Annotated in this window: 13 protein-coding genes; 10 read left to right on the top strand and 3 right to left on the bottom strand. The window is 71.1% G+C overall.

All coding sequences use genetic code 11. From position 1 onward, the window contains the following. The first annotated feature begins 57 nt into the window (after positions 1-57). The 5 genes from A3Q40_RS05455 to A3Q40_RS05435 all read left to right on the top strand — a co-directional run bounded on the left by A3Q40_RS05455 (position 58) and on the right by A3Q40_RS05435 (position 5,663). Complete coding sequence (locus A3Q40_RS05455) at positions 58-1,308, top strand: PucR family transcriptional regulator (RefSeq protein ID WP_371831463.1); 1,251 nt, start codon at positions 58-60, stop codon at positions 1,306-1,308. Positions 1,309-1,436: 128 nt separating this feature from the next. Then, positions 1,437-2,354, top strand: a complete 918-nt coding sequence (locus A3Q40_RS05450; protein WP_068105333.1) for an ACP S-malonyltransferase — start codon at positions 1,437-1,439, stop codon at positions 2,352-2,354. 175 nt (positions 2,355-2,529) lie between these two features. After that, positions 2,530-2,841: a meromycolate extension acyl carrier protein AcpM gene (acpM, locus tag A3Q40_RS05445; RefSeq protein WP_068100291.1), complete on the top strand. Its 312-nt coding sequence runs from the start codon at positions 2,530-2,532 to the stop codon at positions 2,839-2,841. Positions 2,842-2,849: 8 nt separating this feature from the next. Then, positions 2,850-4,100 carry a KasA/KasB family beta-ketoacyl-ACP synthase gene (locus A3Q40_RS05440; protein WP_068105331.1) on the top strand — a complete coding sequence of 417 codons (1,251 nt, stop codon included), beginning with the start codon at positions 2,850-2,852 and terminating at the stop codon, positions 4,098-4,100. 129 nt (positions 4,101-4,229) lie between these two features. After that, positions 4,230-5,663, top strand: coding sequence for an acyl-CoA carboxylase subunit beta (locus A3Q40_RS05435; RefSeq protein ID WP_068100289.1), 1,434 nt, complete (start codon positions 4,230-4,232; stop codon positions 5,661-5,663). A 36-nt stretch (positions 5,664-5,699) separates the two neighbouring features. Here the strand turns inward: A3Q40_RS05435 and A3Q40_RS05430 are convergent, their stop codons facing one another. Together A3Q40_RS05430 and A3Q40_RS05425 are read right to left on the bottom strand one after the other, a co-directional pair. Next, positions 5,700-6,203, bottom strand: a complete 504-nt coding sequence (locus tag A3Q40_RS05430) for a DUF3145 domain-containing protein (protein WP_068100288.1) — start codon at positions 6,201-6,203, stop codon at positions 5,700-5,702. Between the two features lie 126 nt (positions 6,204-6,329). Then, positions 6,330-7,175 carry a serine hydrolase domain-containing protein gene (locus A3Q40_RS05425; protein ID WP_235606455.1) on the bottom strand — a complete coding sequence of 282 codons (846 nt, stop codon included), beginning with the start codon at positions 7,173-7,175 and terminating at the stop codon, positions 6,330-6,332. A 75-nt stretch (positions 7,176-7,250) separates the two neighbouring features. On the opposite strand from A3Q40_RS05425, the gene A3Q40_RS05420 reads away from it, so the two are divergent. After that, a complete protein-coding gene (locus tag A3Q40_RS05420; RefSeq protein ID WP_068100287.1) occupies positions 7,251-9,401 on the top strand; it encodes a molybdopterin-dependent oxidoreductase in 2,151 nt (716 codons plus the stop codon). On the opposite strand, the gene A3Q40_RS05415 is transcribed toward A3Q40_RS05420, so the two are convergent. Further along, the gene (locus A3Q40_RS05415) at positions 9,379-11,220 is read right to left on the bottom strand and encodes a putative bifunctional diguanylate cyclase/phosphodiesterase (RefSeq protein ID WP_068100286.1); all 1,842 of its coding nucleotides are present in this window, start codon (positions 11,218-11,220) and stop codon (positions 9,379-9,381) included. The genes A3Q40_RS05420 and A3Q40_RS05415 overlap by 23 nt on opposite strands. Positions 11,221-11,401: 181 nt before the next feature. Here A3Q40_RS05415 and A3Q40_RS05410 point away from each other — a divergent pair, with 181 nt between their 5' ends. The 4 genes from A3Q40_RS05410 to A3Q40_RS05395 are packed head-to-tail and all read left to right on the top strand — an operon-like array spanning position 11,402 to position 16,639. Then, positions 11,402-11,794, top strand: a complete 393-nt coding sequence (locus A3Q40_RS05410) for a PAS domain-containing protein (protein WP_068100284.1) — start codon at positions 11,402-11,404, stop codon at positions 11,792-11,794. Between the two features lie 14 nt (positions 11,795-11,808). After that, entirely contained in the window at positions 11,809-12,600 is a 792-nt protein-coding gene (locus A3Q40_RS05405; RefSeq protein WP_068100282.1) for a hypothetical protein, read from the top strand. Beyond that, entirely contained in the window at positions 12,597-14,711 is a 2,115-nt protein-coding gene (locus tag A3Q40_RS05400) for an Rv1355c family protein (RefSeq protein ID WP_068100281.1), read from the top strand. Before A3Q40_RS05405 ends, A3Q40_RS05400 begins: the two co-directional genes overlap by 4 nt. Before the next feature lie 59 nt (positions 14,712-14,770). After that, positions 14,771-16,639, top strand: a complete 1,869-nt coding sequence (locus tag A3Q40_RS05395; RefSeq protein ID WP_235606454.1) for a putative bifunctional diguanylate cyclase/phosphodiesterase — start codon at positions 14,771-14,773, stop codon at positions 16,637-16,639. Positions 16,640-16,703 lie beyond the last annotated feature (64 nt).

Genomic DNA, 16,703 nt, shown 5'->3' with positions numbered 1-16,703 from the left:
AGAGAACGTCGCGAGATCCGCAGGGCCGCGGCCGAGGTGGGAACACCCGGCGCGGCCCTGCGGCGCGCTCGGCAGGAGCGCGTGCCGCTGCCGGACGCGCTACTGCGCCGGGTCAAGCAGTTCTCGTCGCGGCTGTCGACGGAGGCGTTGACGCAGATGGAGGGGCAGTTGCCCTTCGTGCGCGACCTGGACGCCTCGCAGCGGGCCAGCGTGCAGCTGTTGGTGCAGACGGCCGTCGTGAATTTCCTCGAGTGGCTGCAGAATCCGGAGAGCGACATCCGGTTCAGCCTCGACGCGTTCCAGGTCATTCCGCAGGATCTGGCGCGGCGCCTGACGCTGCGTCAGACGGTCGACATGGTCCGGGTCGCCATGGAGTTCTTCGAGCAGTGGCTGCCGGCACTCGCGCGCAACGACGAGCAGTTGGTGGCGCTCACCGAAGCGGTACTCCGGTACGGGCGCGAGTTGGGGTTCGCGGCGGCGTCGGTGTACGCGAGTGCGGCGGAGTCGCGCGGCGCCTGGGACACCCGCCTCGAGGCGCTGGTGGTCGACGCCGTGGTGCGCGGGGACACCGGCTCGGACATGCTCTCGCGCGCGGCGACACTCAACTGGGACGCGACGGCGCCGGCCACGGTGTTGGTGGGGTCGCCGCCGCCCGATCAGGGTGTGTCGGTGGTCGGCACCGTGCACTCGGTGGCCAGCCGCCACGGCCGCGCCGCGCTGGCGGTGGTGCAGGGCACACGGTTGGTGATGGTGGTGAGCGGCTCGATGTCCGGGGACCCCGCGTCGGCGGCGTTCCTGAACGATCTGATGGCGAACTTCTCGACCGATCCGGTGGTGATCGGTCCGACCACCCGCACGTTGGGCGCGGCGCATTCGAGTGCGGTGGAGGCGTTCGCCGGCATGCAGGCGGTGGTCGGCTGGCGCGGTGCGCCGCGCCCGGTGCACGCGGGCGAGTTGTTGCCGGAGCGAGCGTTGCTGGGCGATCCGGCGGCGGTCGGCACGCTGAACGACGCCATCGTCACCCCGCTCGCGGCGGCCGGCGGTGGCCTGTCGGACACGCTCGACGCGTACCTCGACTGCGGCGGGGCGGTCGAGACTTGTGCAAGATCACTGTTTGTTCATCCAAATACTGTCCGCTATCGACTGAAGCGCATCGCCGACGTCACCGGTCGCGACCCCACCAACGCGCGCGACGCGTACGTGCTTCGTGTTGCTGCAACAGTGGGAAGACTGGCGCAATCGCATAACGAAAGTCCATCACCGATAACAAGCGTCACAGCCGGAACATTTGGAAACCTCATACGGTAACGAATCTTGCGCCTCGGACGATGCGTCGCTCTCTGCAGGGGGTTTGTAGGGTTCCGACAAATCGAGGTCGTGAGGTTCATCGCGGACGACATCTCCTCGAGAGGGCCTCACAGTGTTCTCTTATGTCCGTGATTGCGTTGCTTTCGCCCGGACAGGGCTCTCAGAAACCCGGCATGCTGACGCCGTGGCTCGAACTCCCCGGAGCCGCCGACCGTCTCGCCGTGTGGTCGCAGGCTTCCGGTCTCGACCTCGTTCGCCTCGGCACCACTGCCGGCGCGGACGAGATCACCGACACCGCGGTGACGCAGCCGCTGGTCGTCGCGGCCGCCCTGCTGGCGTTCGAGGAATTCGAGCGCGTTCACGGCCTCCCCGAGAACCTCGTCGTCGCCGGACATTCCGTGGGTGAACTCGCCGCCGCCGCGGTCGCCGGTGTCGTCACCGCCGACGAGGCCGTTCGCCTCGCCGCCGTGCGCGGCGCGGCCATGGCCGAGGCCTGCGCGCAGGCGCGGACCGGCATGTCCGCCGTGCTCGGTGGGGACGAGGACGCCGTGCTCGAGCGACTCACGGAGCTGGGCCTCGAGGCCGCCAACCGGAACGCCGCCGGCCAGATCGTCGCGGCCGGCCTGCTGACCGGTCTCGCCGAGCTCGCCGAGAACCCGCCCGAGAAGGCACGGATCCGTCCGCTCCCGGTGGCCGGCGCGTTCCACACGCGCTTCATGGCTCCGGCCCGCGACGCCGTCGACACCGCAGCTGCCTCGATTCGACCGGCCGACCCGACTCGTCGGTTGCTCTCGAACTACGACGGCCGTGAGGTCACCACCGGCGCCGAGGTCCTCACCAAGCTCGCGGCTCAGGTCACCCGTCCCGTCCGGTGGGATCTGTGCACCGCATCCCTCAAGGCGGCCGAGGTCTCCCACCTGGTCGAACTCCCGCCCGCGGGCACCCTGGTCGGCATCGCCAAGCGCGAGATGCGCGGCACGCCCACCACGGCTCTCCAGACTCCGGAGGACATCTCCGGCCTCACCCTGCCGGTCTCGGTCGGCTAGGTTACTGCGCGCGGCGAACCCTGCCGCGCGTCCCGGTTCGCCGGGGCCCACCCGGTCGACGTCCGTCGCCCGGAACCCGGTCGGCACGCGCCGCCGGGACGAGATCTGCTTCCGATCGGTCGCGCGCGCCCGATCGGGGAACGACGCAGTCACAACCAAGAAGGGAGCCACCTACGTGGCCACGCAGGAAGAACTCATCGCCGGACTCGCCGAGATCATCGAAGAGGTCACCGGCATCGAGCCGTCCGAGGTGACCGTCGAGAAGTCCTTCGTCGACGACCTGGACATCGACTCGCTGTCGATGGTCGAGATCGCCGTCCAGACCGAGGACAAGTACGGCGTCAAGATCCCGGACGAGGACCTCGCGAGTCTGCGCACCGTCGGTGACGCCGTGTCCTACATCCAGAAGCTCGAGTCCGAGAACCCCGAGGCGGCCGAGGCCATCAAGGCGAAGTTCGAGGGCCAGAGCGGCACCGCAGGCGAGTGAGCCAGGCCGTGACCACGCCCAACACAGCCAACGGGGGCTTCCGCAACGTCGTCGTGACCTCGCTCGCGGCCACCACCTCGATCGCCGGTGACGTCGACGCCACGTGGAAGGGTCTGCTGAACGGCGAGAGCGGTATCGACGTTCTCGAGGACGATTTCGTCACCGAGTACGATCTTCCGGTTCGCATCGGCGGTCACCTCGCCGTGAACCCGTCGTCGCTGCTGTCCCGAGTGGAGCAGCGACGCATGAGCTACGTCGAGCAGATGGCGTTCGTCCTGGGCAAGGAAGTCTGGAAGAACGCCGGCAGCCCCGAGGTCGATCCGGAGCGCCTCGGCGTCTCGATCGGCACCGGCCTCGGTGGCGGCGACGCCCTGCTCGATGCGGACAAGAAGATGCGCGAGGGCGGATACCGCAAGGTGTCTCCGCTCTCGGTCCAGATGATCATGCCCAACGGCCCGTCGGCCGTCGTGGGACTCGAACTCGGCGCTCGCGCCGGGGTGATCACGCCCGTGTCGGCGTGTTCGTCGGGCTCCGAGGCCATCGCGCACGCGTGGCGCATGATCGTCATGGGCGATGCCGACGTCGTGGTCACGGGTGGGGTCGAAGGACACATCGACGCGGTGCCGATCGCGAGCTTCTCGATGATGCGTGCGATGAGCACGCGGAACGACGATCCGAAGGCCGCCTCGCGTCCCTTCGACGTCGATCGGGACGGCTTCGTGTTCGGTGAGGCCGGCGCGCTCATGGTCATCGAGTCCGAAGAGCACGCCAAGGCTCGTGGCGCGACCATCCACGCGCGACTGCTCGGTGCCGGAATCACGTCGGACGGCTACCACCTGGTGGCCCCCGATCCGGCCGGTACCGGAGCGGCGCGTGCGATGCGTCGCGCCATCGAGACCGCGGGTCTCACCGCGGCGGACATCACGCACGTCAACGCCCACGCCACGGCCACCCCCATCGGGGACACGGCCGAGGCCGCGGCGATCGGTGCCGCCGTCGGCAAGCACGCCTCGGTGTACGCACCGAAGTCGGCACTGGGCCATTCGATCGGCGCCGTGGGCGCCCTCGAAGCGGTCCTGACCGTCCTCAGCGTCCGGGACGGCATCGTCCCGCCGACGCTGAACCTGGACAACCAGGATCCGGAGATCGATCTCGACGTCGTCAAGGGCGAAGCCCGTCGCGGCGAGATCGGTTACGCGCTGAACAACTCGTTCGGCTTCGGAGGGCACAACGTCGCCCTCGCCATCGGTCGAGCCTGACCGACGGCGAGAGCAGCTCGACCCCCGGGTGGGGCGGGGCGCACGGTGAGCGATCACCGACGCGCCCCGCCCGACCCACCACTCCCGGCCCGGATCGCCTCGCGGACCGACGGCAGAAGGAGAAGTTCCGTGACCGTTCTCGCTCCCCACGCGCGCGGCGCGGCCGACGTCGATCCCCGCGATCCGTTGGCCCGTCTCGAACGACTCTTCGACTCCGCCTCCATCGCCCTCCTGCACCCCCGTGACAAATCCGGGGTCGTGGCTGCGCGCGGGGAGATCGACGGCGTCCCCACCATCGCCTACTGCTCCGACGCCACCGTCATGGGCGGTGCCATGGGCGTGGACGGCTGCAAGCACATCGTCTCGGCCATCGACACCGCACTGGACGAGAACGCGCCGATCGTCGGCATCTGGCATTCCGGCGGCGCCCGCCTCGCCGAGGGTGTCGAGGCGCTGCACGCCGTCGGCCTCGTCTTCGAGGCCATGGTGCGCGCGTCCGGCCGCATCCCGCAGATCTCCGTCGTCCTCGGCTTCGCCGCGGGCGGCGCGGCGTACGGGCCGGCTCTGACCGACGTCGTCGTGATGGCCCCGGAGGGTCGCGTGTTCGTCACCGGGCCCGACGTGGTCCGCAGCGTCACCGGCGAACAGGTCGACATGGCGTCGTTGGGCGGTCCGGACACCCACTACAAGAAGTCCGGCGTGTGCCACATCGTCGCCCATGACGAGCTGGACGCCCTCGCCCGCGGGCGACGCCTGGTGTCGATGTTCTGCGATCAGGGCAGCTTCGATCTTGCCGCGGCCCAGCACGGCGACACCGACCTCCGCGCGCTGCTCCCGGACTCCAACCGCCGCGCGTACGACGTGCATCCGGTGATCCACGAACTGCTCGACAACGTCGAGGGCGAGTCGTCGTTCGAGGAATTCCAGGGCGGCTGGGCGCGCAGCATCGTGACCGGCCTCGGTCGCCTCGGCGGCCGGACCGTCGGGGTGATCGCCAACAACCCGATCCGACTCGGTGGCTGCCTGAACTCCGAGTCCGCGGAGAAGGCCGCACGCTTCGTCCGACTCTGCGACGCGTTCGGCATCCCGCTCGTCGTGGTCGTCGACGTGCCGGGCTACCTCCCCGGCGTCAGCATGGAGTGGGAGGGTGTGGTCCGCCGCGGAGCGAAGCTGCTCCACGCCTTCGCCGAGGCCACGGTACCCCGCGTCACGCTGGTCACCCGCAAGATTTATGGCGGCGCGTACATCGCAATGAACTCCCGCGCGCTCGGGGCCACCGCCGTGTACGCGTGGCCCGAGTCCGAGGTGGCCGTCATGGGCGCAAAAGCGGCCGTGGGCATCCTGCACAAGAAGGCCCTCGCCGCGGCTCCCGAGCACGAGCGCGAGGCGCTGCACGACCGGTTGACCGCGGAGCACGAGGCCATCGCCGGTGGTGTCGACCGCGCGGTCGGCATCGGCGTGGTCGACGCCGTCATCGATCCGGGCACCACGCGCAGCACGCTTACCCGCGCCCTGGCCGAGGCTCCCGCGCGGCGCGGGCGGCACAACAACATCCCGCTGTAGCGGCCCGCCGGGGTAGGCCCGGCGAGCCGAGCCGGATCAGCTCGCGAGCCAGGTCACCTCGGCGCCGGTACCTCCCAGTCGGAACTGCTCGAGTTCGTCGTCCCAGGCCGTACCGAGAGCGTGGTCGAGATCGGCCGCGAGGTCCGCTCCGCCGCCGGCGAGGATGGCCTTGATGCGTTGCTCCCCCACCACGACGTCGCCGTTGGCGGACGTGATGCCGTGCCACAGGCCGAGTCCGGGAACGTGGGCGAAGCGTTCGCCGTCCACGCCCTCACTGGGGTCCTCGGTGACCTCGAAGCGCAGCATGCGCCACGAACGAAGGACCGCGGCCAGGCGCGAGCCGGTACCGACGGGCCCCACCCACTCGGTGGTCGCCCGCAGCTGACCGGACTGCGCGGGCTGCGCGGTCCACTTCAGATTGGCGCGCGCGTCCAGCGCATCCGACAGTGCCCATTCCACATGCGGGCACAGCGCAGCCGGAGACGAGTGGATCCAGACCACACCCGTCGTCGCGTCCGCGAACTGATTTCGTGCGTTCACCGTTGCCTCCAGCCTCGACGAGGGACGTCTTCCCCAACGGCCCGACGAGTCGACTGCGCGACGGCTGCATACCAGTGTGCCTCGAGTTACCGCTGTTACACCAGTCGTACGGAGTGTCGCGGCAGTTCAGGCGGCGAGTCGGTCGAGAACCCGGTCGGAGAGCTCGGTCCACACCGGCTTGGCCCAGTCTCCGAACGCGCGGTCCGCGAGCACGACCACGGCCAGGTCCGCCTCGGGATCGACCCAGCAGAACGTGCCCGACTGACCGAAATGCCCCACCGTGCGCGGAGAATTGCCGGTCCCGGTCCAGTGCGGCGACTTGCCGTCCCGGATCTCGAACCCGAGGCCCCAGTCGTTGGGCCGCTGCGAGCCGTAGCCCGGCAGGATCCCGGCCAATCCGGGGAACTGCACACCGGTCGCCTCGCGCAGCGTCTCCGGTGCGAGCAGGGTCGGCGCGAGCAGTTCGGCCGCGAACGCGGTCATGTCCCCCGCGCTCGACCGGGCGCCGTGTCCCGCGGAGCCGACCAGCTCGGTCGCCGTCATCCCCAACGGCGCGAGCACCGCATCCGTCAGGTACTCGGGGAAGTCGATCCCCGTCCGCTCGGTGACGTGCTCGGCCAGGAGCTCGAAACCGGCGCTGGAGTAGATCCGCTTCTCCCCCGGCTGCGCGCTGGGCGTCCGGTCGTCGAAACCGACGCCCGACGCGTGGGCCAAGAGGTGCCGAACGGTCGACCCGGGCGGACCGGCGGGCTCGTCGAGGGTGATGGCTTCCTCCTCCACCGCGACGAGGGCGGCGTAGGCGACGAGCAGCTTGGTCACCGAGGCAAGTTCCTGCACCCGATCAGCGTCCCCGTGGCGGGCGATCACCCGGACGTCGTCGCCGGACCGTCGAAGGACGGCCGCGGAGACGGCCGGAACGGGCCAGTCGCCCAGGGCGGCCAGCAGGTCGTCGTCACCGTCGTGAGGAGTCACGAGGCGACCCTAGACGACGCGTCGGTCCGCCCGTCGGGCCGTGCGAACCGCGTCGGCGGACTAGCGTCGTGGCTCATGACGACCGACGCCGCCGGCACGCGCACCGCGTACGGCACCTGCGCCCTGTGCGAAGCGATGTGCGGACTCGAGTACACGGTGGGTTCGGCCGGTGTCGAGTCGGTCCGGGGCGACAAGAAGGATCCGCTCTCGCGGGGCCACCTGTGCCCGAAGGCCACCGCGCTGGTCGACATCGCGAACGATCCGGACCGGCTGCGCCGACCCGTCCGCCGCACCGCCGACGGCTGGGTGGAGATGGAGTGGGACGCCGCGATCGACCTCGTGGCGCGACGGCTGTCGGAGATCCGGGACTCCCGGGGCCGCAACGCCGTGGGCGTGTACGTCGGCAACCCGAACGTGCACAGCCTCGGCGCCATGACACACGGTGTGCCCTTCCTGTCGATGCTGCGCACCCGCAACCGCTACTCGGCAACGTCGTTGGACCAGCTGCCGCACCAGTTGACCAACATGCTCCTGTTCGGACATCAACTGCGGCAACCGATCACCGACATCGACCACACGCAGTTCTTCCTCGTCCTCGGCGCGAATCCGATGGCCTCGAACGGCTCGATGATGACCGTGCCCGACTTCGGACGCCGCGTGAAGCAGCTGCAGGCCCGCGGCGGTCGGATGGTGGTGATCGACCCGCGTCGCACCGAGACCGCGGCCGTCGCCGACGAGCACGTCTTCGTCCGGCCCGGCTCGGACGCCTTCCTGCTGCTGTCGATGATCCACGTGATCCTCGGCGACGGCGCGGACCGTCCCGCGGGCTACGTCGACGGCGTGGCCGAGGTGCGCGCGGCGGTCGCGGACTTCACTCCGGAGGCGGTCGCCGAGGTGACCGGGGTGCCCGCGGAGACCGTCCGCCGACTGGCCCGGGACCTGGCCGCGGCCGAGTCCGCCGCGGTGTACGGACGGATGGGGGTGTCGACGCAGCAGTTCGGCACGGTCTGCCAGTGGGCGATTCACGTCCTGGACATCCTCACCGGCAATCTCGACCGCGTCGGCGGCAAGTTGTTCACCGAACCGGCGGTCGACCTGGTGCGTCAGAAGATCACGGGCAGAGGGCACTTCGACCTCTGGCGCAGCCGGGTACGCGACCTCCCGGAATTCTCCGGCGAGTTGCCGACGTCCACGCTGGTGGACGAGATGACCGTCGACGGTCCGGATCGCATCCGCGCCATGGTGGTCGCCTCGGGCAACCCCGTCCTGTCCGCGCCCGGTGGACGACGGCTGGACGACGCGTTCGCCGGTCTCGACTTCATGGTGTCCTTCGACATCTACGTCAACGAGACCTCGCGTCACGCCGACGTGATCCTGCCGTCGACCACCGCGCTCGAACGCGATCACTACGACCTGATCTTCTCCTCGTTCGCCGTGCGGAACGTCGCCAAGTTCTCCCCCGCCGTTCTGCCGAAACCCGACGGGATGCGTCACGACTGGGAGATCTTCCGCGACCTGGCACTGCGCTACGCCGCCCTGCGTCGCCGCAGCCCGCGCGAGCGCCTGACGCGGGCGTCGGTGATCCGCGAGGTGCGGTTCCGCCTGTCCCCGGCGCGCAGCCTCGACGTACTGCTGCGCCGCGGGCGCCGAGGGCTGTCCCTGCGCGCGCTGCGCCGCGCGCCCCACGGGGTCGATCTCGGCCCGCTCCGGCCGCGTCTGCCCGACGCCCTGCTGACCCCGAATCGCCGCATCGACCTCGCCCAGCCGCTGGTGCTGGACGACGTCGCGCGCGTCCGGGCCGCGCTCGCGGGCACCCCGGCCGCCGACGGGGGGCTCACCCTCGTCGGCCGACGACACCTGCGCAGCAACAACTCCTGGATGCACAACGCCCCGCGCCTGGTGAAGGGCAAGCCGCGGCACGCGCTGCTGATGCACCCCGACGATCTCGCGCCCCGCCGGCTGACGGACGGCGACGCCGTCGAGGTGCGCTCGGACGCCGGGTCGGTCCGCACCGTCGTGGCCGCCTCGGAGGACGTCATGCGCGGCGTCGTGAGCATGCCCCACGGGTTCGGTCACGAGCGCGACGGCGTCCGACTCTCCGTGGCACGCAGCGTGATCGGGCCCAGCGTGAACGACGTGACCGATCCGGACCGGGTCGAGTCCGTGGCCGGCAACGCCGTCCTCAACGGCGTCCCGGTCACCGTCACCCGAGCCGAGGACCGGTAGGCGGCAGGCCGGCCGTTCCGGTCACCGCGGGCACGACCTCGTCGGCCCACGGACCGACGGCCGCACCACGGGCCGGCCCGAACCCGAGCCCCAGCAGCGTGCGGGCCACCTCGGGGTTGTCGACGCCGGTCGCGACCGCGTCCAGGGACATCTCCCGCGCGACGGTCGCCAGGGCTGCGAGCACCGCGCGGTCCCCGGCGTCGCCGACGGCGTCGCGCGCGAACCGGGCGTCGACGGTGAGGACGTCGAGGGGCAGCCGCTTGAGGTGCAGCAGGGAGCCGTACCCACTGCCCACGTCGTCGAGGGCGATCCGGACGCCCGACGCGCGCACGGCGGCCAGGGCGTCGGCGGTCCGGGTCACCGAGTCGACCATGCCCGTCTCGGAGACGCCGACGCACAGCAGTCGCGGATCGACGCCGTACCGATCCAGGGCCTCGGCGACGGCGTCCGGGAACGCGACGGAGGCCACGAACCCCGGCGACAGCGTCACGTGCACGCGGAGATCGGCCCGCCCCGTGCGGCTCAGTCGCGTCGCGTGGGCACGGCACGTCTGCTCCACGATCCAGCGGCCCAGTTCCGGTGCGAGGTTGGACATGTCGGCCACCGGGACGAAGTCCGCGGGCCCGAGCAGCCCGCGGGTGGGGTGCGGCCAGCGCACCGACGACTCCACCGCCGTCAGGCGACCGGTACGGAGATCGACCTCGGGGCGGTGGTGCAGCACCAGCGCGCCGGTCGCGACGGCCTCCCCCAGGCTCAGTTCGAGGCCGTTGCGCGAGAGGGCCTCGTCGGCGGTGCCCCCGCTGTACTCGACCACCGCGTTGCCGCCGGAGGCCTTGGCGCGCAGAGCCGCCCGGTCCGCCCGGCGGAGCAGCTCGTACGGGTTCTCCGTACCCACGGTGACGCCGACGCTCGCGGTCCGCGTCACCCGGTCCTCCCCGATCGACATCGGCTCGGCGATCGTGCGTCGGACCTGCTCGCCCAGGGCGACGCCGTCGGCCGCCGTCGACACGTCACCGACGACGAGAACGAACTCGTCGCCGCCGAGGCGGGCGACGGCAGCGCTCGGCAACCGGTGCGTGAGTCGGTCGGCGACGGTCCGCAGGAAACGATCGCCGATCCCCTGCCCCAGGAAGTCGTTCAGCGCGGACAGCCGATCCACGTCGGCAAAGAGAACGGCGATCGGCTCGTTCCCGCGCAGGCGCGTCCGCAGTTCCTCGGAGAGCCCGCGGCGCGCCAACAGCCCGGTGAGCTCGTCGTGCAGCGCGTGACGTCGCAGCTCGTTCTCGGCGGCGACGCGCCGGTGGACCTGGGCGAGCATCGCGCCGACGGCGGTGACCGCGTCGATCTCCTCGGTGCTCCACACGCGGTCGCGGAACGAGACGAAACCGAGCACGCCGAGCGTGCGGTCCTCGCCCACGAGCGGCACCGCGACCATCGTGGTCGACGGCTCCCCCGAGCCGGTGGTCACCCGATCTCGATAGGGACGCGGCTGATCGCTCGGGCGGTAGATCATGACGGTGGTCTGGTCCCGCGTCGACGCGAAGACGGGGTCGGCCTCGCGGAACGGAACGACGCCGAGCGGGTCCGGGTCCGGGATCGACGGGCGCGGAGGCCATTCGGCCACCAGGACCGAGGCGTCGAGCTCGTGGTCGTTGTGGCGGAGGAAGCAGGTGTCGGTGCCGAAGTCGGTGTTCAGGTCACGCAGCAGCGCGGAGTAGACCCGTTCGACGTTCCGGGCATCCGCGTCGATCAGACCGGTGGCCAACTCGACGACGAGGGCGTCGAGCGGACGGCGGCGCGATACCTGGTCGTCGCCCATGACATGTCACCGAATCCTCCCCGGCTCACCACACCCCGCGAGACCCTGACCAGCCCGTACACCGGGCGGCACCCCGAACCTGTCACACCGTCTGTGACACCCGACAATAGCGTGCCGTCGGTCCGATCCGGAGACTTCCGCCGTCCCCGCGCATCGTATCCGCCTGTGCCACCATCGAGCCATGTCCGCGACTCCTCCTGCCGATTCCGAGGGCGTACCGACCGGCGGCGGGGGCCTGCCGTCGCTGTACTACGGAATTGCCCGCTCCGCCGACGCGACGACGGTGCACGACGAGTCCGGCGCTCTCACCTTCTTCAACGCCGCGTGCTCACGACTGCTGGGGTACGACGCCGACGAACTCGCCTCGCTCACCGGCGACGGCATCGTGCATCCGGACGATGCCGCGCTGCTCGCCGAGGCCACCGACCGCGCGACCCTCTCCCCGGGCGGGTCGGCCGACACGCAGCTGCGACTGGTGCGCAAGGACGGTTCCGACGTCCTGGTCCGCCTGGGCCTGTCGCGGGTCGAGGTCTCCGGCCGTCGCTACCTCGTCGTCGAGTCCGTGCCGGCCTGACGGCCGCACCCGCCGTGGTGTCGACGCTCGATGCGTGCCCCGAGCTGTCCGCGGTCCTCGCGCCGCGGTCCGACCGCCCGTTCGGCTACTACGTCGACCGGATCTTCGGCTACGTGGTCACCGTCGGAACTCCGCGGTCCGACCCTTCCCTCTGGCGCCGCTTCCTCGACGGTGCGCGTGCGAGCTACGCCCGGCACGGCGTCGACGCGGCGCTGGAGTTCGACCGCATCGCGGACGGTCGATCCACCACCCTGTTCTTCTGCGCGCTGGACGACGCCGGGCACCCGGTCGCCGGTGCCCGAGTACAGGGGCCGTACGAGCGGCCCGATCAGACCCACGCCGACCAGGAGTGGATCCCCGTCCCGGCGGGGCGAGCCGCGCTGCGCGAGCTGGTCGCCGCCCGGCTGACGGACGGGGTGGTCGAGCTCAAGACCGGCTGGGTGGATCCGGCCGTTCCCCGTGATCGTCGCCTGGCCGACATGATCGGGTTCTCCGGGCCGCTCGCCGGAACCGTCCTGGGCGTCCGACACACCCTGGTCACCGCGGGCGATCACGCGCTCGGCCTGTGGGAGCACGCGGGCGCCGTCCTCGTCGACGAGGTTCCCCCCACGCCCTATCCCGATGCGCGGTACCGCACCCGCGCCCTGTTCTGGGATCGGACGACGTACGCCGACCGGGCGTTGCCCGATCATCGTCGACGGATCGCGGTGGCGTCGGAACACGTGCGCCGCACCGCCCTTCGCGCCCCCGACCGCGCCCGCGCCGCGGCCGCGGCACACTCGTCAGCCGGACAGAGGACCCCATGACCACCGCCACCGCCACCGTCCTGGACCCGCGCGATCCCGACGACCTGCGCACGCTGCACCGCCTGCGACGCAGCCCCGGCATCACCGTCCTCGACACCCTGAGCCGGCAACGCCGCACCCTCGCCGAGGTGGTGCCGACACCGGACGCCGCCGTTCTGGACGAGGCACCCCGGTGGATCCACTACCCGTGGCGACACACACTCGTCCATCTCCTCGGGCCGACCGGTTTCCGGTTGCTGCGGCTCGACCGAAACCGGAACAAGATCACCACGGCGGAGCAGGACCGGCTGCGCGAGGTGCGGATCGGTGTCGTCGGTCTGAGTGTCGGCCACGCGGTTGCCCACACCCTCGCTCTCGAAGGTCTTTGCGGCACCCTGCATCTCGCCGACTTCGACACCCTCGACCTGTCGAACCTCAACCGCATTCCCGCGGGGATTCTCGACCTCGGCGAACGCAAGACCGATGTCGCCGCTCGTCGCATCGCCGAACTCGATCCCTACCTCGACGTCCGGTGCCGACCGGAGGGCGTCACGGCGGACTCGGTGGACGACTTCGTCGCCGGGGTCGATCTCGTCGTCGAGGAATGCGATTCCCTCGACGTGAAGGTGCTGATCCGCGAAGCCGCACGCCGACACCGTGTTCCGGTGATCATGGAGACCTCCGACCGCGGGCTCCTCGACGTCGAGCGGTTCGATCTCGACCCCGAGCGTCCGCTGTTCCACGGCGCGGCGGGGGTGGTCACCTCCGACCGTGTCGCCGGCCTGAGCACCCACGACAAGGTTCCCTACGTCATGGCCATCCTCGGTGCCGATCAGGTGTCTTCGCGCTTCGCCGCCTCGATGGTGGAGGTCGATCGCACCGTGTCGACATGGCCCCAACTCGGCGGCGACGTCGCCCTCGGCGGCGCGACGGTCGCGGCGGCGGTACGCCGGTGGGCTCGCGGCGACGCGCTGCCCTCGGGACGTGTGCGGATCGACGTCGACGGCGTCCTGGACGGACTGGCCGATCCCGGGCAGGCCGATCCCGGGCGGGCTGTCCCCGAGCAGGCGACCGTCCCGGGTCCGGTGGAGGTCATCGAGCCCGCCGACCGCGCGGTGGACCGCATCGCGCACTGGGCGCGCCGCGCCCCCTCGGGGGGCAACGTGCAGCCCTGGTTCGTCGAGACCGCGGACGAATCGCTGACGGTCACACTCGATCCGGCGCGGACGTCGGGACTCGACGTGCGGCGCCGGGGCAGTGCCGTCGCCGTCGGGGCCGCCGTGCTGAACGCACGGATCGCCGCCGCGCACGAGGGACTCTCGGCCACGGACACAGTGGTCGACCTCGGTGACGACGTCGTCCGGGCCGAGGTCGTCCTCGGCGGCGGCGCGGTGTGCCGCGAGGAGGCGGAGTTGTTCCCCGCGATGTCCACCCGCGGCACCAATCGCCACCACGGCCGCCCGCAGCCCCTGGACACCACGACGGCAGCGGCACTGCTCGGCGCCGCCGAGGCGGAGGGGTGCCGCTGGGTGTGCAGCGACGACCGCAGCACGCTCGCGGCGATCGGCGAGATCCTCGCCGAGTCCGACCGCGTCCGTTACCTCACGCAGCACTTGCACGCGGAGATGATGTCGGAGCTGCGGTGGCCCGGAGATGCGGACCCGGACACGGGAATCGACGTCGCCACCCTCGGTCTCGACCGGACCGATCTGGTCAAGTTGGACGTCGCCCGGCGGCCGGAGGTCATGCGTCATCTCGCGGAGTGGGACACCGGATCGGCGCTGGGAGACGACTCGCGGGACCGGCTGGCGGCCACGTCGGCGGTCGGATTGGTCCTCGTCGACGGGGACCGGGCCGCCGATTTCGTCCGCGGCGGGCGCGCCGTGCAACGCGTCTGGATCACGGCGGAACGGCACGGCCTCGCCGTGCATCCGGTCTCGCCGGTATTCCTCTACGCCCGCGACGATTCGGAGTTCCGGGCGCTCGCGCCGCGTCACTCGGACCACCTCGCTCGACTGCGAAGGGAACTGACGGGTCTGCTCGCCGTGGATCCGGCGACGTCGATCGCCCTGGTGATGCGCCTGTCCCACGGGGCCGCCCCGGCGCTGCGAAGCCGTCGCAGACGGGTGTGAACAGGCCGTTCGCGGTATGGTCACGCCGGAACCGGAACGCTCCGATTCCCGAACGCGCCGTGGCGGATGCGTTCGCGGCGCGCGAGGAGGCATCGACGGTGGAGTTGTCGCCGAGCCTCGACGTCCTGGTCACCCGCGTCGCCACCCACCTCATCGGGGCGGACGCGCCCACGGCTCCGTCCGCCTACCGCGCCGGTCTGCGTGACCTCCGGGATTGGTTCGGCGTCGACACGGTCTTCCTCCGCCACCACGATTCTCACCACCGAATCACCACGCTCGTCGCCGAATGGCCCCAGCGCGAGCACGTTCCGGATCCGGATCCGCTCGGAATCGTGGAGTTCGCCGGGGCCGATCCGGTGTTCGCGGCCACCGAGCATCTGCAGGAGCCGTTGGTGTTCCGGCCGGGGTCACCCGCGCGGGCCTACGCGGAGCGGGTCGAATCGGCGTCGGGCATGAGTTCGGTGTCGATGGTGGCCGTGCCGCTGCGATCGGGTCCGGCCACCACCGGCGTTCTCGGGTTGGTGGCCGCGGGCGATCGCCAGTGGACCGAGGACGAGCTCGGCGCACTCAAGGCCACCGCCTCCCTGTTCTCGCAGGTCCAGGCACGGGTGTCCGCCGAGGAACGTCTGCGCTGGGCCGCGCGGCACGACGCCCTCACCGGCCTGCTCAACCGGCGGGGTATGGCCGACGAGCTGTCCGCCAGGCTCGCGGAAGGGCGCCCCCGCTTCGCGGTGCTCTACTTCGACCTGGACCGCCTCGAAGCCCTCAACGACGTGCTGGGCCACACCGCCGGTGACGAGTTCCTGCGCACCGTCGCCGAACGTCTGCGCCGGTTCACCGACGACGACTCCTTGTTGTGCCGCTGGGGCGGAGACGAATTCGTGCTGCTGCTTCCCCGCGCCACGACCGAGGACGAGGCGTACGTCGAGGCGTGCGGCCTGCTGATGTCGGTGACCGCTCGGGTCGAACTCGCCGGCGACGTCGTCTCGCGCACCGCCAGTATCGGGGTGGCCGTCGCGCGGCCCGGCATCGACACCGTCGACTCGGTCATCGCGGGCGCGGATCAGGCCGCGATCGCGGCGAAGAGCGCAGGCGGCAACGCGGTCTCGCTGTTCACCGACGAGATTCGCGAACGCACGGCGCTGCGCAACGACATCGAGCTGCACCTGCGCGCCGCCATCGAGAACGATGCGCTGCTGCTGCACTTCCAGCCCGAGATCGACCTGACCACCGGGCGGATCACGGCCGTCGAGGCGCTCGTGCGGTGGCTGCACCCGACGCGCGGCATGATTCCGCCCGCCGACTTCGTCGGCATCGCCGAGTCGGTCAACCTGGCCACCGAACTCGGTCGGTGGGTGCTGAACGAGGCGTGCCGGACCTACGCGTCGTGGCGGCAGCGACTGGGCGAGTCGACCATCACCCTCCGGGTGAACGTCTCACCGGCCCAACTGGTGTCGCGGGACTTCATCGGCGTCGTGGAGACGACCCTCGCCCGCCACGCGATGTCCCCCGCAGACCTGTGCATCGAGATCACCGAGGTGGCCGTCGTGCACGACGTCACGCTCGCCGCCCGCACCCTCGCGGCCGTGCGCGCGTTGGGAGTTCGTGTGGCGATCGACGACTTCGGTACCGGCTACAGCTCGCTCTCGCACCTGAAGACGTTGCCCGTCGACGCGGTGAAGATCGACCGCGAGTTCGTCGCCCATCTGGACACCGACGCCGACGATCGCGCCATCGTCGGCGCCGTCGTCACCCTCGCCACGGCGTACCGACTCGACCTCATCGCCGAGGGCCTCGAAACCGTCGAGGCCCGCACGGCGTTGCTCGATCTCGGCTGCACCCGCGCGCAGGGCTACCTCTACGCGCGTCCCGAGCCCGCCGAGGTCGTCTTCGACATGCTGCGCGTCGGGACCCTGACACCGTCCTGACCGCCGCAACGGCGACAGCCGGACCGGGTAACGTATGGAGCGCGCCACGACGGGTCGTCAGCGG

It is taken from the genome of Rhodococcus sp. PBTS 1 (genome assembly GCF_001620025.1).
GTDB lineage: Bacteria > Actinomycetota > Actinomycetes > Mycobacteriales > Mycobacteriaceae > Rhodococcoides > Rhodococcoides kroppenstedtii.
This window is presented reverse-complemented; position numbering and strand designations above follow the sequence as displayed.